General features: G+C 50.3%; 22 protein-coding genes, 1 pseudogene and 1 other annotated feature. Of the genes and pseudogenes, 15 read left to right on the plus strand and 8 right to left on the minus strand.

Features of this window, described 5'->3' with window-relative positions; translation table 11 throughout:
• Window positions 1-45 precede the first annotated feature (45 nt).
• The 4 genes from chbA to chbG all read left to right on the plus strand — a co-directional run bounded on the left by chbA (window position 46) and on the right by chbG (window position 3,497).
• A complete protein-coding gene (gene chbA / locus OLG56_RS09725; RefSeq protein ID WP_000459883.1) occupies window positions 46-393 on the plus strand; it encodes a PTS N,N'-diacetylchitobiose transporter subunit IIA in 348 nt (115 codons plus the stop codon).
• 10 nt (window positions 394-403) lie between these two features.
• Window positions 404-1,246, plus strand: coding sequence for a transcriptional regulator ChbR (gene chbR, locus OLG56_RS09730; protein ID WP_000983393.1), 843 nt, complete (start codon window positions 404-406; stop codon window positions 1,244-1,246).
• Between the two features lie 124 nt (window positions 1,247-1,370).
• Window positions 1,371-2,726, plus strand: coding sequence for a 6-phospho-beta-glucosidase (locus OLG56_RS09735; RefSeq protein ID WP_000078772.1), 1,356 nt, complete (start codon window positions 1,371-1,373; stop codon window positions 2,724-2,726).
• Window positions 2,727-2,738: 12 nt separating this feature from the next.
• Window positions 2,739-3,497, plus strand: a complete 759-nt coding sequence (gene chbG / locus OLG56_RS09740) for a chitin disaccharide deacetylase (protein ID WP_023212244.1) — start codon at window positions 2,739-2,741, stop codon at window positions 3,495-3,497.
• A 43-nt stretch (window positions 3,498-3,540) separates the two neighbouring features.
• Here chbG and katE read toward each other — a convergent pair whose 3' ends face one another.
• Window positions 3,541-5,793 (minus strand): catalase HPII, encoded by a 2,253-nt coding sequence (katE, locus tag OLG56_RS09745; protein ID WP_000019097.1) that lies wholly within the window; start codon window positions 5,791-5,793, stop codon window positions 3,541-3,543.
• A 216-nt stretch (window positions 5,794-6,009) separates the two neighbouring features.
• Between katE and cedA the strand changes: the two genes are divergently transcribed.
• Complete coding sequence (cedA, locus tag OLG56_RS09750; protein WP_000977510.1) at window positions 6,010-6,252, plus strand: cell division activator CedA; 243 nt, start codon at window positions 6,010-6,012, stop codon at window positions 6,250-6,252.
• Window positions 6,253-6,354: 102 nt separating this feature from the next.
• On the opposite strand, the gene tcyP is transcribed toward cedA, so the two are convergent.
• From tcyP to hxpB, 3 genes are all read right to left on the minus strand, one after another.
• Window positions 6,355-7,746, minus strand: a complete 1,392-nt coding sequence (gene tcyP / locus OLG56_RS09755) for a cystine/sulfocysteine:cation symporter (RefSeq protein ID WP_001010662.1) — start codon at window positions 7,744-7,746, stop codon at window positions 6,355-6,357.
• 136 nt (window positions 7,747-7,882) lie between these two features.
• Window positions 7,883-8,482, minus strand: coding sequence for a metal-dependent hydrolase (locus OLG56_RS09760; protein WP_000505804.1), 600 nt, complete (start codon window positions 8,480-8,482; stop codon window positions 7,883-7,885).
• A 137-nt stretch (window positions 8,483-8,619) separates the two neighbouring features.
• Complete coding sequence (gene hxpB / locus OLG56_RS09765; protein ID WP_061377363.1) at window positions 8,620-9,288, minus strand: hexitol phosphatase HxpB; 669 nt, start codon at window positions 9,286-9,288, stop codon at window positions 8,620-8,622.
• 148 nt (window positions 9,289-9,436) lie between these two features.
• Here hxpB and OLG56_RS09770 point away from each other — a divergent pair, with 148 nt between their 5' ends.
• Window positions 9,437-9,973, plus strand: a complete 537-nt coding sequence (locus OLG56_RS09770) for a YniB family protein (RefSeq protein ID WP_000222158.1) — start codon at window positions 9,437-9,439, stop codon at window positions 9,971-9,973.
• Window positions 9,974-10,015: 42 nt separating this feature from the next.
• Here the strand turns inward: OLG56_RS09770 and OLG56_RS09775 are convergent, their stop codons facing one another.
• The 3 genes from OLG56_RS09775 to pfkB all read right to left on the minus strand — a co-directional run bounded on the left by OLG56_RS09775 (window position 10,016) and on the right by pfkB (window position 12,302).
• A complete protein-coding gene (locus tag OLG56_RS09775) occupies window positions 10,016-10,876 on the minus strand; it encodes a fructosamine kinase family protein (RefSeq protein ID WP_000267686.1) in 861 nt (286 codons plus the stop codon).
• A gap of 106 nt (window positions 10,877-10,982) precedes the next feature.
• A complete protein-coding gene (locus OLG56_RS09780) occupies window positions 10,983-11,273 on the minus strand; it encodes a type V toxin-antitoxin system endoribonuclease antitoxin GhoS (RefSeq protein ID WP_000146133.1) in 291 nt (96 codons plus the stop codon).
• A 96-nt stretch (window positions 11,274-11,369) separates the two neighbouring features.
• Window positions 11,370-12,302, minus strand: coding sequence for a 6-phosphofructokinase II (pfkB, locus tag OLG56_RS09785; RefSeq protein WP_000251697.1), 933 nt, complete (start codon window positions 12,300-12,302; stop codon window positions 11,370-11,372).
• Window positions 12,303-12,590: 288 nt separating this feature from the next.
• Between pfkB and OLG56_RS09790 the strand changes: the two genes are divergently transcribed.
• Window positions 12,591-13,349 carry a DUF481 domain-containing protein gene (locus OLG56_RS09790; RefSeq protein ID WP_000770981.1) on the plus strand — a complete coding sequence of 253 codons (759 nt, stop codon included), beginning with the start codon at window positions 12,591-12,593 and terminating at the stop codon, window positions 13,347-13,349.
• 48 nt (window positions 13,350-13,397) lie between these two features.
• On the opposite strand, the gene OLG56_RS09795 is transcribed toward OLG56_RS09790, so the two are convergent.
• Window positions 13,398-14,357: a lipid A deacylase LpxR family protein gene (locus OLG56_RS09795; RefSeq protein WP_001046435.1), complete on the minus strand. Its 960-nt coding sequence runs from the start codon at window positions 14,355-14,357 to the stop codon at window positions 13,398-13,400.
• A 142-nt stretch (window positions 14,358-14,499) separates the two neighbouring features.
• Between OLG56_RS09795 and OLG56_RS09800 the strand changes: the two are divergent.
• The 8 genes and pseudogenes from OLG56_RS09800 to pheS all read left to right on the plus strand — a co-directional run bounded on the left by OLG56_RS09800 (window position 14,500) and on the right by pheS (window position 20,384).
• Window positions 14,500-14,814: pseudogene (locus OLG56_RS09800) on the plus strand (hypothetical protein).
• Window positions 14,811-15,665 carry a DNA/RNA non-specific endonuclease gene (locus tag OLG56_RS09805; protein ID WP_207011560.1) on the plus strand — a complete coding sequence of 285 codons (855 nt, stop codon included), beginning with the start codon at window positions 14,811-14,813 and terminating at the stop codon, window positions 15,663-15,665. The pseudogene OLG56_RS09800 and the gene OLG56_RS09805 overlap by 4 nt, the downstream one beginning before the upstream one ends.
• A gap of 259 nt (window positions 15,666-15,924) precedes the next feature.
• Entirely contained in the window at window positions 15,925-17,853 is a 1,929-nt protein-coding gene (gene thrS / locus OLG56_RS09810; protein ID WP_001144226.1) for a threonine--tRNA ligase, read from the plus strand.
• Window positions 17,854-17,856: 3 nt separating this feature from the next.
• Window positions 17,857-18,399: a translation initiation factor IF-3 gene (gene infC / locus OLG56_RS09815; protein WP_001574431.1), complete on the plus strand. Its 543-nt coding sequence runs from the start codon at window positions 17,857-17,859 to the stop codon at window positions 18,397-18,399.
• Window positions 18,400-18,494: 95 nt separating this feature from the next.
• Entirely contained in the window at window positions 18,495-18,692 is a 198-nt protein-coding gene (gene rpmI / locus OLG56_RS09820; RefSeq protein ID WP_001124225.1) for a 50S ribosomal protein L35, read from the plus strand.
• Window positions 18,693-18,742: 50 nt separating this feature from the next.
• Window positions 18,743-19,099, plus strand: coding sequence for a 50S ribosomal protein L20 (gene rplT / locus OLG56_RS09825; RefSeq protein WP_000124850.1), 357 nt, complete (start codon window positions 18,743-18,745; stop codon window positions 19,097-19,099).
• Window positions 19,100-19,214: 115 nt separating this feature from the next.
• Window positions 19,215-19,338, plus strand: a sequence feature (Phe leader region).
• Entirely contained in the window at window positions 19,220-19,264 is a 45-nt protein-coding gene (pheM, locus tag OLG56_RS09830) for a pheST operon leader peptide PheM (RefSeq protein ID WP_001386830.1), read from the plus strand. Its footprint overlaps the feature before it by 45 nt.
• Window positions 19,339-19,400: 62 nt before the next feature.
• Window positions 19,401-20,384 carry a phenylalanine--tRNA ligase subunit alpha gene (gene pheS, locus OLG56_RS09835; RefSeq protein ID WP_000018570.1) on the plus strand — a complete coding sequence of 328 codons (984 nt, stop codon included), beginning with the start codon at window positions 19,401-19,403 and terminating at the stop codon, window positions 20,382-20,384.
• The last annotated feature ends 4 nt before the right edge of the window (window positions 20,385-20,388 follow it).

A 20,388-nucleotide genomic window follows, 5' to 3' on the forward strand; every position in this document is an offset into this window, starting at 1 on the left:
GCGCCGGCATGGGATGCCATGCCGGGCTGAATCAGAGGAAAGACTATGTTTGATCTTGAAAATGTTGTAGATAACCAGACAGCGGCTGAGGAACTCGAAGAAGTCGTTATGGGGCTTATCATCAATTCTGGTCAGGCGCGCAGCCTGGCATATGGCGCGCTCAGAAAAGCGAAAGAAGGCGATTTTGAGGCGGCGAAAGCGATGATGGACCAGTCGCGCATAGCGCTCAATGAAGCGCATCTTGTGCAGACAAAACTCATCGAAGGCGATCAGGGCGAAGGCAAAATGAAAGTCAGTCTGGTCCTGGTTCACGCTCAGGATCATTTGATGACCTCAATGCTGGCTCGTGAACTGATCGCTGAGTTGATTGAGCTCCATGAGAAACTGAAATAACAGGGGGCGGATGATGCAGCTACAGGTTAACGCAACGGAAATCAAAACGGTTTATGAGCAGCAGCTCTTCAATGGCAAAAATTTCCATGTGTTTATCTATAACAAGACGGAAAGCGTCACCGGGCTGCATCAGCACGACTATTATGAATTTACCCTGGTATTAACCGGACGTTATTACCAGGAGATTAACGGGAAGCGTGTGCTGCTGGAACGTGGAGATTTTGTTTTTATCCCGGTGGGGTCGAACCACCAAAGTTTCTATGAGTTTGGCGCAACGCGTATTCTGAACGTAGGAATTAGTAAACGTTTTTTTGAACAGCATTATCTTCCGTTACTGCCGTTTTGTTTTGTGGCATCGCAGGTATACAGGGCGAATAGCACCTTCCTTACCTATATTGAAACGGTGATTGCGTCGTTGAACTTTCGCGGTAATGGGCTCGACGAATTTATTGAAGTGGTGACATTTTATATTATAAACCGCTTACGTCATTACCGCGAAGAGCAGGTTTATGATGATATTCCACAATGGCTGAAAGCAACCGTGGAGATAATGCATGATAAAACGCAGTTTGGCGAACATGCGCTGGAAAATATGGTGCGCCTGTCGGCAAAATCCCAGGAGTATCTGACGCGCGCCACCCGACGTTATTACAGCAAAACGCCGATGCAAATCATTAATGAGATTCGCATTAATTTTGCCAAGAAACAGTTGGAAATGACCAACTATTCGGTTACGGATATTGCTTATGAAGCCGGGTATAGCAGTCCAAGTCTGTTTATTAAAACGTTTAAGAAGATGACCTCATTCACGCCGAATAGTTATCGGAAGCGATTGACGGAAATTAATGAGTAACGGTTTGCATTGCTCGATTAATTACATTTCACGCTTGCCCCAATAGCGCGGGGAACGTCACGCTATTTCTTACGAGCGGGCATAGCGTAATACATATCAGTGTCATACACTGAAGGGAGATATTATGAGCCAGAAATTAAAAGTCGTCACTATTGGTGGCGGGAGCAGCTACACCCCTGAATTACTTGAAGGCTTTATTAAACGCTACCATGAATTACCTGTCACTGAATTATGGCTGGTTGACGTTGAAGACGGGAAAGAGAAGCTGGACATTATTTATGATCTCTGCCAGCGAATGATTGATAAAGCAGGCGTTCCGCTAAAATTGTATAAAACGCTGGATCGCCGGGAAGCGCTGAAAGACGCTAATTTTGTCACTACCCAGCTGCGCGTTGGTCAACTCAAAGCCCGTGAACTGGACGAGCGTATCCCGCTTAGCCACGGCTATCTGGGGCAAGAAACCAACGGCGCTGGTGGTTTATTTAAAGGGTTGCGCACCATTCCGGTTATTTTTGACATCATTAAGGATGTTGAGGAATTATGTCCGAATGCGTGGGTCATTAACTTTACTAATCCGGCGGGGATGGTGACGGAAGCGGTTTATCGCCATACCAACTTTAAAAAATTCATCGGCGTATGTAATATTCCTGTCGGCATGAAAATGTTTATTCATGACGTGCTGGCGCTGAATGAGAATGACGATCTTTCCATTGACCTGTTTGGTCTAAACCATATGGTCTTTATTAAAGATGTGCTGGTGAATGGCACCTCACGGTTCGCAGAATTACTGGATGGCGTGGCGTCCGGTCAGTTGAAAGCGTCAACCGTAAAAAATATCTTTGATCTGCCGTTTAGTGAAGGATTGATTCGCTCGCTGAACATGCTGCCGTGCTCTTATTTGTTGTATTACTTCAAGCAAAAAGAGATGCTGGCGATTGAAATGGGCGAATATTACAAAGGCGGCGCGCGCGCTCAGGTCGTACAGAAAGTGGAGAAACAACTCTTCGACTTGTACAAAAATCCTGAGCTAAACGTGAAGCCGAAAGAGCTTGAACAACGCGGCGGCGCTTATTATTCCGATGCCGCTTGTGAAGTCATTAACGCTATTTATAATGACAAGCAGACTGAGCATTACGTTAATATTCCACATCATGGGCATGTCGAGAATATCCCGGCGGACTGGGCGGTGGAAATGACCTGCATTCTGGGACGCAATGGCGCGACGCCGCACCCGCGTATCACCCGTTTTGACGAAAAAGTGCTGGGGCTTATCCACACTATTAAAGGATTTGAGGTCGCGGCCAGCAATGCGGCGCTGAGCGGAAACTTTAATGATGTGCTGCTGGCGCTTAACCTGAGTCCGCTGGTGCATTCCGACCGCGACGCAGAAGTCCTGGCGCGTGAGCTCATTCTGGCGCATGAAAAATGGCTGCCTAATTTTGCCGCTTGCATCGAAGCGCTTAAAGGTAAGCACCACTGACAGAGGTAGGCTATGGAACGCGTGTTGATTGTGAATGCCGATGATTTTGGCCTGAGTAAAGGGCAAAATTACGGCATTGTTGAAGCATATCGCAACGGCGTTGTGACCTCCACGACGGCGCTGGTCAATGGCGAGGCTATTGACCATGCGGCGCAGCTTAGCCGCGAGCTGCCTGCGCTTGGGGTGGGAATGCATTTTGTTTTGACGTTAGGCAAACCGGTGTCAGAGATGCCGGGCCTGACGCGAGACGGCCTGTTGGGGAAATGGATCTGGCAAATGGCGGAGGAGGATACGCTTCCGCTGGATGAAATTGCGCATGAACTGGCGTGTCAGTATCAGCGTTTCATCGACGTATTTGGCCGCGAGCCAACGCATCTCGACAGCCACCATCATGTGCATATGTTCCCGCAAATTTTCCCCATCGTCGCCCGCTTTGCGGCGCAGCGCGGGATTGCGTTACGTATTGACCGCCAGACGGTGTTGAACGCCGACGATCTGCCGTCGGATTTGCGCAGCACTCAAGGATTTAGTAGTGAATTTTACGGCGAGGAGATCACCGAAGCGTGCTTTTTACGCATTCTGGATGCCTCGGCGCATCGAGGAGAAGCCTCTCTGGAGGTGATGTGTCATCCGGCATTTGTGGACAACATTATTCGCCAGAGCGCCTATTGTTACCCCCGCTTAACTGAACTGGAGGTGTTGACGTCTGTGTCACTCAAGGCAGCGATTGCAGAACGTGGATATCGTCCTGGCAGTTTTCTTGATATTTAGCTCCTGAGTTTGCGGCGCAAGAATGCGCCGCATTTTTTGCCGTTTATGCAGGAATCGCGTTAATTTTCCCCGCACGCGACCAGACACGGTGTGCCGCCATCAACGTCAATAGAGTGTCCATAAAGTGGTGGTCAACGTTATCTGCCTCAACAAGTCCTTCTTCCCCCTGGCTATCAATGTTTAAAAGCGCCTTAAACCGTCGGGCGTCGCCTGCCAGTGCGATGGGCTTCAGATGTTTGTAGGCTTCCAGAAGGTAGTAACGGGCATCGCCGCAACTCTCGATATCGGCAATATTGCCGCACGGTACTATTACCGCATCGACCGTTAGCGACGGCGCGCCGGCAAAGGTTGCCGCAATAGTTAATGTTGAACCGTCATCAGCCGTTACTTCACCCATCCGTGAATAGAGCAGTTTTGCGTGGACGCCTTTAGCTTTTAAAGCCTGCAAAATGGTCAGCAGATCGGCGGCGTTAACCTTGTCGTTCAGCAGGATAGCGACCACGCGGCCTTTAACATCGCCGTCCGGCACCGCATACAGGCTGAGCGCCGGATCTTTTTTCAGACCGTTGACATCAGGAGGCGGGGCAATTTGCGTTTGCTCATGGGTGAGTGCAAAACCGAGATTATGCGCGACGCCCTGAGCCAGCGTGACATCAATATGCGCTAACTGATCGACCACCCGCTCCCGAATATACGCGCGGGCGACTTTACCCAGTTCAAAGCTGAACGCGTCAATAATATGCTGCTGCTCTATCGGCGTCTGACTGAGCCAGAACAGGCGAGGATGCGCGTAATATTCACCAAAAGAAGGGCTGCGTTCGCGGATTTTATTGCCATCCACGCGTTCCTGGTATGATTCGAAGCCGCCGCGTTTTGGCGCTGGCGGCGTTTCGCGCGGCCAGTTGTCATTAATGGAGTTCGGTTCATAGTTCGCCGGATTGGTGTCGATATCCATCCGGTGCATACCGTCACGCTGGAAGTTATGGTAGGGGCAGGTAGGGCGGTTAATCGGAATTTCGTGGAAGTTTGGCCCGCCCAGACGGCTGATTTGCGTGTCGGTATAAGAGAACAGACGCCCCTGTAACAGCGGATCGTTGGTAAAATCAATGCCGGGAACAATATGTCCAGGATGAAATGCCGCCTGTTCGTTTTCAGCGAAAAAGTTATCCGGATTACGGTTTAACACCATTTTGCCGACGCGTTGTACTGGCACCAACTCTTCCGGGATCAGTTTGGTCGGATCGAGCAGATCAAAATCGAATTTAAATTCATCCTCTTCGGCAATGAGTTGTAGGCCCAGCTCGTATTCCGGGAAATCGCCCGCTTCGATGGCCTCCCACAGATCCCGGCGGTGAAAATCCGGATCGCGACCGGTCAGTTTTTGTGACTCATCCCATACCAACGAGGCTTTACCCGCCAACGGTTTCCAGTGGAAACGGACAAAGGTCGCTTTCCCTTGTGCATTGATCAGACGGAAGGTGTGAATGCCGAACCCTTCCATCGTCCGATAACTCCGTGGAATACCGCGATCCGACATTGCCCACATGACGTTGTGCAGCGTCTCAGGCTGTAAGGAAACATAGTCCCAGAAGGTGTCGTGCGCGCTCTGCCCTTGCGGAATAGCCCAATGTGGTTCGGGCTTAACGGCGTGCACAAAATCCGGAAACTTATGCGCATCCTGGATAAAAAAGATCGGCGTGTTATTGCCGACGAGATCGAAAATTCCCTCTTCGGTATAAAATTTGGTCGCAAAACCGCGGATATCACGTACGGTATCAGCAGACCCCGCGCCGCCCTGTACTGTCGAAAAGCGAACAAAGACCGGGGTAATTTTCTGTGGATCGCACAGAAACGCGGCTTTCGTGATGTCGCTCAGGTCTTTATATGGCTGGAAATAGCCGTGTGCTGCAGATCCGCGGGCGTGAACGATCCTCTCCGGGATACGCTCATGGTCAAAGTGGGTAATTTTCTCGCGCAGAATAAAATCTTCCAACAGCGTAGGGCCGCGGCTGCCGGCGCGAAGAGAATTTTGATCGTCGGCGATGCGCACGCCCTGATTGGTGGTCAGCGCATAATTTTCGCTGCCTTTACGAAAGGCGTCGAGGGCGGTGAGCTTATCATTCGCGGTCTCGGGCGCTTTTAAGCTGCCGGGGGCCGTTGGTTGTGCGCCCGGCGGCGTCGGTTCTGGCGTGGGGCGATGTGAACCGTCTGACGGCGCCAGGGAGTCCAGGCCGGGCTGTGATTCACGGGTATCATGCACGGGGGACTGATGGGGGGATTTTTCATTATGCGACATTGAACTCGTCTCCTGCTTTCATCACTGAAATGGGCGTGGTAGTAGTCAAAATCACTCTAACTATAGAACATTTCAGCAATTATGCCGGGGGAGAGCGGAACGGCAGACAGGGTACAACGGGGAAATCGCACGCGCGGAACAGGACGTCGGGGGCGAAGATCGGCTAAAATAGTGTTTTTCTGATTTTTAGCCTTAGCCTCTTTTAGTGAAGCATTAATGATGAAACCTCTTCGCCAGCAAAATCGCCAGATTATTAGCTATATTCCGCGCGTTGAACCCGCGCCGCCGGAACATGCGATAAAAATGGATACGTTTCGCGACGTCTGGATACTGCGCGGTAAATATGTTGCCTTTGTTCTGACGGGGGAGTCATTTCAACGGTCGCCCGCCTTTAGCGTGCCAGAATCGGCGCAACGTTGGGCGAATCAGGTTCGCCAGGAAAACGAAATCGCTGACTAAGAAAAAAACAAAACGCCGGTACTGGAGACCGGCGTTTTTAGTGACAGACATTTTGAGTTGCCGATCGTCGTGTCTCAGACGATGTGAACGCCCGATAATGTATTATCGATGCGCCAGTTCAGCGTCTTCTTCGCTATCGAGAATGGTTTTATCGGTCTGCTTCAGCCACTGGCTGGTCAGCGTACCCGCGGTCATTGAGCCGCTCACGTTCAGTGCGGTACGGCCCATATCAATCAACGGTTCGACGGAGATTAACAGCGCGACCAGCGTGACCGGTAAGCCCATGGCAGGCAGCACTATCAGCGCGGCGAAGGTCGCGCCGCCGCCAACGCCGGCAACACCCGCCGAACTTACGGTAACGATACCCACCAGCGTGGCTATCCATACGGGGTCTAAGGGGTTGATGCCGACCGTCGGCGCAACCATTACCGCCAACATCGCAGGATAAAGACCGGCGCAACCGTTTTGGCCGATGGTCGCGCCAAAAGAGGCCGCAAAGCTGGCGATGGACTCCGGCACGCCCAGGCGGCGGGTTTGCGCTTCCACATTAAGTGGAATGGAGGCGGCGCTGGAGCGGCTGGTAAAGGCAAATGTCAGCACCGGCCACACCTTGCGGAAATATTTCAGCGGGCTAATCCCGTTCACGCCCAATAGTATGCCGTGAACCACAAACATTATCGCCAGACCAAGATATGACGCTACCACGAAGCTTCCAAGCTTAATAATGTCCTGCAGATTGGAGCCGGCAACCACTTTCGTCATCAGCGCCAGTACGCCGTAAGGCGTAAGTTGCATCACCAGACGCACCAGCTTCATCACCCAGCTTTGCAGGGTATCGATAGCAACAAGCACACGCTCGCCTTTTGGCGCATCATCTTTCAGCAGTTTAAGCGCGGCCACGCCCAGGAATGCGGCGAAAATCACCACGCTGATAATAGACGTAGGATTTGCGCCAGTCAGATCCGCAAATGGATTTTTCGGTACAAAAGACAGCACCAGTTGCGGCACGCTGAGATCGGCCACTTTGCCGACATAGCTCGTCTCAATGGCATTCAGACGCGCGGTTTCCGCGCCGCCCTGAACCAGACCTTCCGCCGTCAGTCCGAACAGATTGGTGACCAGCACGCCCACCAGCGCTGCGATAAGGGTAGTAAACAGCAGCGTGCCGATAGTCAGAAAACTGATTTTCCCCAATTGAGAGGCGTTATGCAGTCGTGCCACGGCGCTTAAAATAGAGGCGAATACCAGCGGCATCACAATCATTTGTAGCAATTGTACATAGCCGTTGCCGACAATATTGAACCACTGAATGGAGTCTTTTAACACCTGACTGTCAGCGCCATAAATGGTGTGCAGGGCCAGACCAAAGACCACGCCCATCACAAGGCCGACAAGCACTTTTTTAGCCAGACTCCACTGTTTATGACGGGCCTGCGCCAGTACAAACAGCAGAATGACGAACACCGCAATGTTCGCAATTAATGGAAAATTCATCCCCGTTCTCCTGATTTTTTTATTATGAAGCGCTGTGTTTTAGCGATTCTGTTCGCGCAAGATTAGCAGAACTGTGAGCTGGCTCTTATATTCAAATGGAATGGTTTATACCAAAAATGACTTTGGCGTTGATTTACTAATCAATCTGGTGATTTATAAAACGATTGAACTGCATTTGCAGGATAGTGATCATCTGCGAAGACCAGCGTATGACGTTGTTTTCCGGCATGGACTGCGGCATCCACACCGCCCAGGCAAACAACGCCATACATAAAAATCGCTCCAGTTGATTGCCTTTGCGCGGCGCCAGAATAGGCAGGCGGAAACGCCAGCGGCACGGCCACAGTAAGGGAACGCCTGCTGGGGTGAGCATATCCGCGACGATATGGCTTAAATAGCCGAGTACCATGCCTTGCAGCGCATCCGCCGGGATAATCCACGTATCCGGTACCTTGAGATAAAAGGTCGCCAGTAGGGCAAAGACCGCCAGCAGACTATGGGTAAACCCCCGGTGACCGAATGCGCGGGCGATCGGTTTCGATACCCATTTCAGGCGCTGACCAAGAAAAGATTTGGGGTGGTCGATATCCGGCAGCAGACAGGTCAAAATAGCCGAAGGAATAATATGCCACCAGTCGCCGTGTGCAAGGACGGGCGTTAACTCGGCATTCTTGGCGAAAACCGCGCTGGCTATAGAAAAAAGAAGATGTCCTTCCGCCGTCATGATAAAACCCATTAAACTGTCAATTCATACAGTATAGGGTTTTTATACAGTAGGCGGAAGTGGTGACGTTGTAACTCTTTGTCTCTGTCAAAGCCGCTTGCCGTCTGGCTCAGCGGCTAATTGCCCGTTGACTTTGTTTCGGAAACATCTTAACCGAGTAGATGCGCCGCCGTCAGCTCTGTCAGTGAGTTAAGTTTGACATTCGCCAGCGCAAAGCGCGGATCATGCTGGTTTTCTTCTGCTGGCACCACAATGGCGCGCATTCGCGCCGCCTTTGCCGCGATTAGACCATTCACCGAATCCTCCAGCGCCACGCAGGTTAATGGATCAACGCCTAATTTGGCCGCACAATCCAGATAGACCTGCGGATGCGGTTTGCTGTAGGGCAATTTTTCCGCAGAGGCCAGCGCGTCAAAACTGTCGCGCAGCTCAAACATGGTGAGCACTTTTTCCAGCATATGCAGCGGCGATGCCGAGGCAAGCCCCACTAATAGCCCCTGCGCTTTACACAGCGCCACGGCCTCGCGCACACCCGGTAAAAGAGGGCGCATCTCTTCGATAAGCGTAATCGCGCGGGCAATAACACGGTTTGTCACTTCCTGGCGATCGGGGCCGTTCCACGGTTGCTGCGCAAACCAGAGATCGACAACCATATCAATGCGTAGCCCAAGCGTGTCTGGCAGTTCATGGCGCCGAGTAATATCTACGCCTAAACTTGCCATCACGTCCAGTTCAGCGCGATCCCAGAGCGGTTCGGAATCGATCAGTAGTCCATCCATATCGAAAATTGCAGCAAGAATTTGACGTGGGGTTGACATCACAACCTCTCCTGTTGAGATTAAAAAATAACGAATTAAGCGTTCATTATGACCATGTTCTTAGTATATCGCCCTTAAAGATCAGGCGAAAACGGGAATCAACAGGTAGACTTAGGCCAAAACGACGCGTCTTTATCAAGGGGAACTCATGACGTATCAACAAGCTGGACGCATTGCAATCCTAAAAAGAGTTGTTGGGTGGGTTATTTTTATTCCGGCACTGCTTTCCACGCTCATTTCAGTCCTTAAATTTATGTATGCGCACAGTGAAAAGCAGGAGGGGATAAATGCGGTAATGCTGGATTTTACCCACGTAATGATAGACATGATGCGCGTGAATACGCCGTTTCTGAATGTTTTTTGGTACAACTCGCCGACGCCGAATTTTCAGGGAAGCCTGAATATCGGTTTCTGGCTCATTTTTATTCTGATTTTTGTCGGGCTGGCGATGCAGGATTCCGGCGCCAGAATGAGCCGCCAGTCACGTTTTTTGCGTGAAGGCGTGGAAGATCAGTTGATTCTGGAAAAAGCAAAAGGCGCGGAAGGGCTAACGCGTGAGCAGATAGAGTCACGTATTGTGGTGCCGCACCATACCATCTTTTTACAGTTTTTCCCGCTCTATATTTTGCCGGTCATTATTATCGTGCTCGGCTACTTTTTCTTTTCCTTGTTAGGCTTCATGTAAACTGAAAAATGCCGGATAGCCCGTATCCGGCATGGGCTGTACCTATACCGCAAGCAGCCGATCCATCGCTTTTTGCGCAGTAGCCAGGTGCTGACCGCCAAACAGCCTTGCCCGATTAAGCAGGGTGTAGAGCTGGTAAATCGGCTGCCTGTCGAGAAAATCCAGCGGTAGCGGCGAAACGGACTGATAGCCATCATAAATCTGCGGTGGCTGATCGGTATGCAGCGGCAGCATCGCCAGATCGCATTCTCTGTCGCCCCAATAGCAGGCTGGATCGAAGATATAGGGGCCGTCAGGGCCAAGCGCGCAGTTCGCCGACCATAGATCGCCATGCAAAAGAGAAGGCTGCGGTTGATGCGACGCCAGACGTTGCTGAACATGTTCAACAATGGCGTCAATATTACCAAAGGTAATGCCTTTTTCCGCAGCGAGTTCAAGCTGCCAGCCAATGCGCTGTTCGGCGAAAAAAGTCGACCAACGGCGTTGCCAGGTATTCGGCTGCGGCGTGGTAGAGAGCGCGTTGTCAAAATCGAGACCGAATTGAGGTTGGTCGCTCCATTGGTGCAGGCGCGCCAGCTGTTGCCCAAGAATAAACGCATTATGGGCATCCAGCGGGCGGGGCGAGAGGTAGTCCATGACTAAAAAGCTGTAATCCCGATCCGAACCTACCGCCCATACCTTAGGCACAACAACGGTTTTACTGCGGGAGAGCAGCTCCAGCTGATCGGCTTCAGCGGTAAAACCGCGAAGCATTTCTCGTTCATCGCACTTTACGAAAAAATCATGGCCTGCATAACGTAAATGCCATGCGGCATGAACTTCTCCGCCTGGCAGTTCATTACGCAGTTCGATTTCGCCTTCACCGACTTGCTCGCTTAAAAGACGACTGATAGCTTGCCACATAATGTCTCTCCCCACGTTGTCTGCCAGATCATAAGGTTAGCGCAAAAATGCGGTTGAAAAATACGAACTAACGCACATCGCGGACGCGCCGCGGCGGGAATGGCACTTATTGTGCGTTTTTACTCCACGCCTCCCAGGTCGCCACGGTAATGTCGACATCCTTATCTAACGCGCTTTTCGCAAGTCCGGCGACAAGCGCTTTGATTTCATCAGCGCTCTGAGCGCTAACAAAGCCAAACGTATTGGTGCCGAGCTCATGCACATTCCCTTCATCGTCCGTTAATGTCAGCAAAAAACCGCTGCGCGTCAGATGATTATTGAGTTCGTTAATCTCGGTCAGGGAATCTTCATGGAAGGTTACGGTAATAACATAACGGGTAATATCGCCACTGGCCATCGTTCACCTCGTTGGGAGCAACTGTGTTTTTAACAGCGGCGGATGCGCCGCCCGTTAACCGATTTTCCGGTATCCCCCTCGGCGAGGGGGAAACGATTATTGCGCGGAAAGATAGGCGTATATTTTTTGGGTATCGTCACGAGAACACAGACGCGTACCTTGATTGAGCGTAGCAGCGCTGCCTGCCGCCACACCGAAGCGCACCATCTCTTCCAGCGACGCGTCTTGCGCCAGTTTTAACGTCATCGCGCCTACCATACTGTCGCCTGCGCCAACAGTACTTTGACTTTTCACCGGGGGAGGAACAACCTGGATGCAATTCTCACTGTCTATGCCCAGTGCCCCTTGCGGCCCCAGAGAGACCACTACCCGGCGAGCCTTGCCGCTTTGCACTAATTCCTGGGCCGCTTTACGCACATCATCAGGTTGCGTCAGATCGCGATTAACCAACGCGCTCAATTCTTTCAGGTTCGGTTTCACCAGTTCGATATCGCCAAGCGCCAGCGCGGCGGTGAGCGCGTCGCCAGAGCTATCAATAATGCAGCGAATGCCTTGCTTCTGCGCGGCGGAAATCAGTTGCGTGAGTTTCTCGACCTTAACGCCGGGCGGAAGGCTGCCGCTGATAACCAGAATTGCCCCGGATTCAATTTCCAGTACCTGTTCTTCAAGCTGGCGAAATTCGTCATCGTCCAGCGTAGCGCCGGGCATAACAAAACGATACTGTTCGCCGCTGGACTCGACGTGGACGTGCAGGTTCTGACGCGTCCAGTCTTTCGCATCGACGGTAGACACGGGGACATTTTCGTCAGCCAGTAGTGCGACCAGATGTTCGCCGGTAGCGCCGCCAGCCGGGAAAATTGCGGTCGCGGCGCCGCCAAGATGCGCAATGGCGCGAGCGACATTAATACCCCCGCCGCCGGGTTCGAATACCGGCGCGGAGCACCGCAGTTTACCTTCGGGATAAATTTGCGGCGTGATTGTTGCGCTATCGAGAGAGGGCGCAAGCGTCAACGTATAGATACGTACCATCGTTACCTCCTGTTAGGCTGATTTCAGTCTGGCACTTAATCCCCGGAAAGTGAAGGAATTAACAATATGATTTTCCGGATCTTTATTTAAAGAAGTACGATGTAAAGTTATATAAATAAATGAATGCTTCGGGAGGGTTCTTATTCAAAAAATGAAATAGTAATTGATTGCTATGTTATTCGGGGCTTCTTATAATTCGCTACCTTTCCAGGGGCGTTTGTCATTGATCCCTATGAAAGTTTCCGGGACCGTCGTGGTCTCTTTTTTAGTTGTACGGACTCTATATAAATGAAGCTTTTGAAGGCAGTACCCGCTGTAGTTATGCTGGCGGGTGGCGTGTTCGCGTCTCTGTATGCCGCCGCCGATGATTCCGTTTTTACTGTCATGGATGATCCCTCCACCGCGAAAAAACCTTTTGAAGGTAATCTGAATGCGGGCTACCTTGCTCAGTCAGGCAATACTAAAAGTTCTTCCTTAACGGCTGACACGGCGATGACCTGGTATGGACAACGTACCGCCTGGTCATTATGGGGCAATGCCAGCAATACCTCCTCTAATGATGAACGCTCTTCAGAAAAATATGCGGTAGGCGCGCGTAACCGTTTTAATATGACGGATTATGATTATACCTTTGGCCAGGCCAGTTGGCTGACAGACCGTTTCAACGGTTATCGTCAGCGCGACGTACTGACCGCCGGTTACGGGCGGCAGTTCCTTAATGGTCCAGTGCACAGCTTCCGTTTTGAATTCGGTCCAGGGGTTCGCTATGACGAACATACGGACGATACCACTGAAACGCAGCCGCTGGGTTATGCTTCCGGCAGCTATGCCTGGCAGTTAACTGACAATGCTAAGTTTACACAGGGGGTGTCAGTATTTGGCGCAGAAGACACCACACTAAATTCGGAAACAGCCCTCAATGTCGCCATTAACGAACATTTTGGTCTAAAGGTGGGGTATAATTTAACGTGGAACTCGCAGCCGCCTGAATCAGCGCCTGAACATACCGATCGCCGCACTACGGTAACGCTGGGCTATAAGATGTAATATTGTACCGGGTTACGTTACGTAACCCGGTTATTCCGCGGTGACGCCTCAGAAGAAGAAGGTGATGTCGCCGTTGATATAAGAATAGTCGTCTCCGGTGCGAAATTCCGACGTGACTTTGTTTAAAGAAAGAGAAAATGCGACGGGAGAATAGCCGATGGTGGCACCGACGCGATATTCATCCACGGTTTTATTAATATCCACCGTTTCCATTTTTGTTTGCAGCGTTTTCCCCTGTAACGTGTAGTTTTTATCAACTTCCCTGCGCTCAACGCCAGCAAATACCTTATAGATCAATCTCTCTTTTTGAGTGTGTATTAACCCTCGGCGGGACAGTAACCCAAACCCATTATCAGAGTTGAAGGTCTTATCATTTCCCAGCGCAACGGTTGCGCCGTACCCTAAATACTGGAAGAGATTGCCGCCGACAGCAGAGACTTCTGGATAGAAGCCCACATTGACGCCCAGAATATCAATAGCTGGCGTAAGGGACACCATTCCTTTGGCCGTATAACCATAACGGTTTTCAATTTGATCCTGCCAGGCAGGGTATTTTTCTGCGCCTATTATTCGATGCGCCCGATTCTGAACCTCCTGACCACCTGCGTCAGGACCAATAACGCCGATATCGGTACCTAAACGATAACGTAACCAATTGGTGGCTAATGAATTCCACTCCAGTCCGGTATGAAGAAAGGCGCTGAACGCGCGGTCGCCTTTGACGGCTTCAGGCTTTCTCTTGTTAGCGCCTGATGGAGAATAAATATCTTGCGCGATATGAAAAGAGAGTTGACTGGCGTCAGTGAGATCGTGGCTGTAGCCTAAAAAGAGCCCGGCAGTATAATCACCCCGGTCTGCAGCCTTGTGCCCATAAAGGGCATTTAAGGATGGTTGAAATATACCTGCATCATCATTCGCCACTGAAATAGCAAGGCTACTGGCATTGGCCATTGTGGTCGTACTGAGTATGGCGGCAATCATCGTTGCGCAATAGCTGTATTTGTTCACTTTTTACCCCTGAATATGAAAGTGAATACTCTTATTTTTACAAAGTAATAAGCACAGCAGCATGATGCGCAGTGCTTATTAAACCTTTAAATATAACTAAACTCCTGCCAGCAGCGAGTCATTGAGAGGATACGTTGCCTTAATGTTGAAAAATGGTGTTGAAAAAAATGCGTCAGATATTATTGAATATCCATTTTTCATTCGCTATCTGAGTGCGAGAAATTATTGGCTTCACGATTATGCATATAATACGATGTTTTTTGGTATCAACATGAATATCACGTTGTATTCTTTTGAGCTCATTTTCTATGATGACTTCGATGTTTATCTGTTATTAATTTTTACCGTGATAGTGTTGTCTTTAATGATGAGAGTATCTAACGGCTGGTAGGGTAATATAACCAAATTATTACTATCTGAATTATTAGGGCAGTTATTATTAAGGAAGCAAAAGTGAATAAGACCATTAATCTGCTAAAATTACTGCCCGTAGTATTATTAAGCGCATGTACTACATCGTATCCTCCCCAGGATACAACATCGGCACCCGAGTTACCCCATCGTAACGTACTCGTTCAACAACCTGATAACTGTAGCGTTGGCTGTCCTCAAGGAGGAAGTCAACAAACAATCTATCGCCATGTCTATACGCTCAATAATAATAGCGCCACGAAATTTGCCAACTGGGTTGCCTATAGCGTGACAAAAACCAGCCAGGCAAGCGGTCGCCCGCGGAACTGGGCGCAGGACCCCGATTTACCGCCCTCGGATACGTTGACCCCTTCCGCCTATAAAAATGCCCATACGCTATTAAAAGTCGATAGGGGACACCAGGCGCCGTTGGCAGGATTGGGCGGCGTATCGGACTGGCCGTCGTTAAATTATTTATCGAATATTACGCCGCAGAAATCCGCCCTGAATCAGGGAGCATGGGCTGCACTGGAAAACCGGGTGCGCGAACTTGCCAAACAGGCTGATGTATCTGTAGTGCACGTAGTGACCGGCCCCCTTTTTGAGCGGCATATCGCCACATTGCCAGAAGATGCGACGGTAGAAATTCCCAGCGGGTACTGGAAGGTTTTATTCACCGGAACGGCGCCGTCAAAAAGTGAAGGAAATTACGCTGCGTTTATTATGGATCAGAATACGCCCCGTTCGGCGAATTTTTGCGACTATCAGGTTACCGTGGACGCTATCGAACATAAAACGAAGCCAGTGCTGACGCTGTGGTCTGCCTTGCCTGAAGCGGTAGCCAGCGAGGTGAAAACAACAAAGGGGAGTCTGGCGCAGAAGTTAGGTTGTCGATGAGAAGCGCTATACGGCGCGTAGAAAGATAACGGAGAAATCCTGTCAAGGGTCTTGATTTGCTACAGAGTGATGCCATCTCCCTTTTTTTAGTGTTACCATCGTCATGCCGGACGAAAATAGCGATTTTCGTCTGTGTCGAAGGTTGTGCGCCAATTTAGCAATGGTTGGCTAGATGGATACACAACTCACTGTCAATAAATTCATTTTCTCTTTGTATGTGATCTTGCGTATGGGTCACCACTGCAAATAAGGATATAACATGCCTGTTATTACTCTTCCTGATGGCAGCCAACGCCATTATGACCACCCTGTAAGCCCGATGGATGTTGCTCTGGACATTGGTCCTGGCCTGGCGAAAGCCACCATTGCGGGCCGTGTGAATGGCGAGCTGGTTGATGCTTCCGATCTGATTGAAAATGATGCGACGCTTTCCATCATCACCGCAAAAGATGAAGAGGGTCTGGAGATCATTCGTCACTCTTGCGCGCATCTGTTAGGTCACGCTATCAAGCAACTTTGGCCGCACACGAAAATGGCGATCGGCCCGGTTGTCGACAACGGTTTTTACTATGACGTTGATCTTGACCGCACGCTAACTCAGGAAGATGTCGAAGCGCTCGAAAAGCGGATGCATGAGCTCGCCGAGAAAAATTACGACGTTATCAAGAAGAAAGTCAGCTGGCACGAAGCGCGTGAAACCTTCGTGAAGCGTGGTGAAAGCTACAAAGTTTCCATTCTTGATGAAAACATTGCCCATGATGATAAGCCAGGCTTGTACCATCATGAAGAATATGTCGACATGTGTCGTGGTCCGCACGTGCCGAATATGCGTTTCTGCCATCACTTTAAACTGATGAAAACTGCTGGCGCATACTGGCGCGGTGACAGCAATAATAAGATGTTGCAGCGTATTTACGGTACGGCATGGGCAGATAAAAAAGCCCTGAACGCTTATCTGCAGCGCCTGGAAGAGGCCGCAAAACGCGACCACCGTAAAATTGGTAAGCAGCTCGACCTGTATCATATGCAGGAAGAAGCGCCGGGCATGGTGTTCTGGCATAACGACGGCTGGACTATCTTCCGCGAGCTGGAGGTCTTTGTTCGTTCTAAACTCAAAGAGTACCAGTATCAAGAAGTTAAAGGCCCGTTCATGATGGACCGTGTGCTGTGGGAAAAAACCGGGCACTGGGACAACTATAAAGATGCGATGTTCACCACATCCTCAGAAAACCGCGAATATTGCATCAAGCCGATGAACTGCCCGGGCCACGTTCAGATCTTTAACCAGGGTCTGAAATCCTATCGTGATTTGCCGCTGCGTATGGCGGAATTCGGTAGCTGCCACCGTAACGAGCCATCAGGCGCGCTGCATGGTCTGATGCGCGTACGCGGCTTTACGCAGGATGATGCGCATATCTTCTGCACCGAAGAGCAGATCCGCGATGAAGTTAACGCTTGTATTCGTATGGTCTACGATATGTACAGCACCTTTGGCTTCGAGAAGATCGTCGTCAAGCTTTCCACTCGTCCTGACAAGCGTATCGGCAGCGATGAGATGTGGGATCGTGCTGAGGCGGATCTGGCGGTTGCGCTGGAAGAAAATAATATCCCGTTTGAGTATCAACTGGGTGAAGGCGCATTCTACGGTCCGAAAATTGAATTTACCTTATATGACTGCCTCGATCGTGCATGGCAGTGCGGTACAGTACAGCTGGACTTCTCCTTACCGTCTCGTCTGAGCGCCTCCTATGTAGGCGAAGACAACGAGCGTAAGGTGCCGGTAATGATTCACCGTGCGATTCTTGGGTCGATGGAACGCTTCATCGGTATTCTGACCGAAGAGTTCGCTGGTTTCTTCCCGACATGGCTCGCGCCTGTTCAGGTAGTCGTGATGAATATTACCGATTCGCAGTCTGAATACGTTAACGAATTGACGCAGAAACTACAAAATGCGGGCATTCGTGTAAAAGCAGACTTGAGAAATGAGAAGATTGGCTTTAAAATCCGCGAGCACACTTTACGTCGTGTCCCTTATATGTTGGTCTGTGGTGATAAAGAGGTGGAAGCAGGCAAAGTTGCCGTTCGCACCCGCCGCGGTAAAGACCTGGGCAGTCTGGACGTAAATGACGTGATTGAGAAGCTGCAACAAGAGATTCGCAGCCGCAGTCTTCAACAACTGGAGGAATAAAGTATTAAAGGCGGAAAACGAGTTCAAACGGCGCGTCCGAATCGTATTAATAGCGAAATTCGCGCGCAAGAAGTTCGCTTAACAGGTCTGGAAGGCGAGCAGCTTGGTATTGTGAGTCTGAGAGAAGCTCTGGAAAAAGCTGAAGAAGCCGGAGTAGACTTAGTCGAAATCAGCCCTAACGCCGAGCCGCCGGTTTGTCGTATAATGGATTACGGCAAATTCCTCTATGAAAAGAGTAAGTCTTCTAAGGAACAGAAGAAAAAGCAAAAAGTTATCCAGGTGAAGGAAATTAAATTCCGTCCTGGGACAGATGAAGGCGACTATCAGGTAAAACTCCGCAGCCTGATTCGCTTTCTCGAAGAGGGCGATAAGGCCAAAATCACGCTGCGTTTCCGCGGCCGTGAGATGGCCCACCAGCAAATCGGTATGGAAGTGCTTAATCGCGTGAAAGACGATTTGCAAGAACTGGCAGTGGTCGAATCCTTCCCAACGAAGATCGAAGGCCGCCAGATGATCATGGTGCTTGCTCCTAAGAAGAAACAGTAAGGCCTTCAAGTAACAATTCTGTGAAGCCTTCGGGCTTCACAGGTTTTGTTCGCCTATGTTTCGTTTATTAACAATGCGAAGTGGAAGTTATTAAAATGCCAAAAATTAAGACCGTACGCGGTGCTGCTAAGCGCTTCAAAAAAACCGGTAAAGGTGGTTTTAAGCACAAGCACGCTAACCTGCGTCACATTCTGACCAAAAAAGCGACTAAACGTAAACGTCACCTGCGTCCGAAAGCCATGGTTTCTAAAGGCGATCTGGGCCTGGTTATCGCGTGCCTGCCGTACGCATAAGCCGTTAACGTTTTTAACTTTTTAATTAGAATAGATACAGGAGAGCACATATGGCTCGCGTAAAACGTGGTGTAATTGCACGCGCACGTCACAAGAAAATTTTGAAACAAGCCAAAGGCTACTACGGTGCGCGTTCTCGCGTATACCGCGTTGCCTTCCAGGCAGTTATCAAAGCTGGTCAGTATGCTTACCGTGACCGTCGTCAACGTAAGCGTCAGTTCCGTCAACTGTGGATTGCGCGTATCAACGCAGCAGCACGTCAGAACGGTATTTCTTACAGCAAATTCATCAACGGCCTGAAAAAAGCCTCTGTTGAAATCGACCGTAAGATCCTGGCTGATATCGCCGTATTCGACAAAGTCGCGTTCACCGCGCTGGTTGAAAAAGCGAAAGCAGCTCTGGCATAAGCCAGTGAAAAGAGGGAGCCTGGCTCCCTCTCTTTTATTTACTGTTCAGTGAGTTGACAATTGACCTGTAACCCTTTTCAATAAAGGATATTCGGTTTTACCACATAAGGTAACGCAAGCATGAACGCTGCTATTTTCCGTTTCTTTTTTTACTTTAGCACCTGATCCCAGGAGGCTAGCGCGTGAAAAACGAAACGAAAAACAGCGCAAAAAAGCCTCCTGATGGAGGCTTTTTTTGTATCTGAAATCGAGAGATTACGTCCAATGAACCGGTGTCTTCACCGACACAATGAGGAAAACCATGTCACATCTCGCAGAGCTGGTTGCCAATGCAGCGGCCGCCATTAACCAGGCGTCAGATGTTGCCGCGTTAGACAATGTACGCGTCGAATATTTGGGCAAGAAAGGGCATTTAACCCTTCAGATGACGACCCTACGCGATCTGCCGCCGGAAGAGCGTCCGGCAGCCGGGGCAGTCATTAACGCCGCGAAAGAGCAGGTACAACAGGCTCTTAACGCGCGTAAAGCCGAGCTGGAAAGCGCAGCGCTTAACGCCCGTCTGGCCGCTGAAACCATCGATATCTCCCTGCCGGGGCGCCGTATTGAGAACGGCGGTCTGCATCCGGTCACGCGTACCATTGACCGTATTGAAAGTTTCTTCGGCGAGCTTGGTTTTACCGTGGCGACTGGCCCGGAAATCGAAGATGACTACCATAATTTCGATGCGTTAAACATTCCGGGTCATCATCCGGCCCGCGCCGATCATGATACCTTCTGGTTTGACGCGACCCGTCTGCTGCGGACCCAGACGTCTGGCGTCCAGATCCGGACGATGAAAGCGCAGCAACCGCCGATCCGTATTATTGCGCCGGGCCGTGTATACCGTAATGACTACGACCAGACGCATACTCCGATGTTCCATCAGATGGAAGGTCTGATTGTTGATACCAACATCAGCTTCACCAACCTCAAAGGTACGCTGCACGACTTCCTGCGTAATTTCTTTGAGGAGGATCTGCAGATTCGCTTCCGTCCTTCTTATTTTCCGTTTACCGAACCTTCTGCGGAAGTGGATGTGATGGGTAAAAACGGCAAATGGCTGGAAGTGCTGGGCTGCGGGATGGTGCATCCGAATGTGCTGCGTAATGTCGGTATCGATCCGGAAATCTATTCTGGCTTCGCTTTTGGTATGGGGATGGAACGTCTGACCATGTTGCGTTACGGCGTCACCGACCTGCGTTCATTCTTCGAAAACGATCTGCGTTTCCTTAAACAGTTTAAATAAAGGC

This window comes from Salmonella sp. 2018103 (genome assembly GCF_026247685.1).
Classification (GTDB): Bacteria; Pseudomonadota; Gammaproteobacteria; order Enterobacterales; family Enterobacteriaceae; genus Salmonella; species Salmonella enterica.

Coding starts and splice junctions, on each gene's coding strand:
- OLG56_RS09790 (WP_000770981.1), top strand. CDS start 12,591: ATGAAGCTTTTGAAGGCAGTACCCGCTGTAGTTATGCTGGCGGGTGGC.
- cedA (WP_000977510.1), top strand. CDS start 6,010: ATGATGAAACCTCTTCGCCAGCAAAATCGCCAGATTATTAGCTATATT.
- OLG56_RS09770 (WP_000222158.1), top strand. CDS start 9,437: ATGACGTATCAACAAGCTGGACGCATTGCAATCCTAAAAAGAGTTGTT.
- OLG56_RS09780 (WP_000146133.1), bottom strand. CDS start 11,273: ATGGCCAGTGGCGATATTACCCGTTATGTTATTACCGTAACCTTCCAT.
- chbG (WP_023212244.1), top strand. CDS start 2,739: ATGGAACGCGTGTTGATTGTGAATGCCGATGATTTTGGCCTGAGTAAA.
- katE (WP_000019097.1), bottom strand. CDS start 5,793: ATGTCGCATAATGAAAAATCCCCCCATCAGTCCCCCGTGCATGATACC.
- OLG56_RS09735 (WP_000078772.1), top strand. CDS start 1,371: ATGAGCCAGAAATTAAAAGTCGTCACTATTGGTGGCGGGAGCAGCTAC.
- chbR (WP_000983393.1), top strand. CDS start 404: ATGATGCAGCTACAGGTTAACGCAACGGAAATCAAAACGGTTTATGAG.
- OLG56_RS09760 (WP_000505804.1), bottom strand. CDS start 8,482: ATGGGTTTTATCATGACGGCGGAAGGACATCTTCTTTTTTCTATAGCC.
- pheS (WP_000018570.1), top strand. CDS start 19,401: ATGTCACATCTCGCAGAGCTGGTTGCCAATGCAGCGGCCGCCATTAAC.
- OLG56_RS09775 (WP_000267686.1), bottom strand. CDS start 10,876: ATGTGGCAAGCTATCAGTCGTCTTTTAAGCGAGCAAGTCGGTGAAGGC.
- tcyP (WP_001010662.1), bottom strand. CDS start 7,746: ATGAATTTTCCATTAATTGCGAACATTGCGGTGTTCGTCATTCTGCTG.
- chbA (WP_000459883.1), top strand. CDS start 46: ATGTTTGATCTTGAAAATGTTGTAGATAACCAGACAGCGGCTGAGGAA.
- pfkB (WP_000251697.1), bottom strand. CDS start 12,302: ATGGTACGTATCTATACGTTGACGCTTGCGCCCTCTCTCGATAGCGCA.
- thrS (WP_001144226.1), top strand. CDS start 15,925: ATGCCTGTTATTACTCTTCCTGATGGCAGCCAACGCCATTATGACCAC.
- rplT (WP_000124850.1), top strand. CDS start 18,743: ATGGCTCGCGTAAAACGTGGTGTAATTGCACGCGCACGTCACAAGAAA.
- rpmI (WP_001124225.1), top strand. CDS start 18,495: ATGCCAAAAATTAAGACCGTACGCGGTGCTGCTAAGCGCTTCAAAAAA.
- hxpB (WP_061377363.1), bottom strand. CDS start 9,288: ATGTCAACCCCACGTCAAATTCTTGCTGCAATTTTCGATATGGATGGA.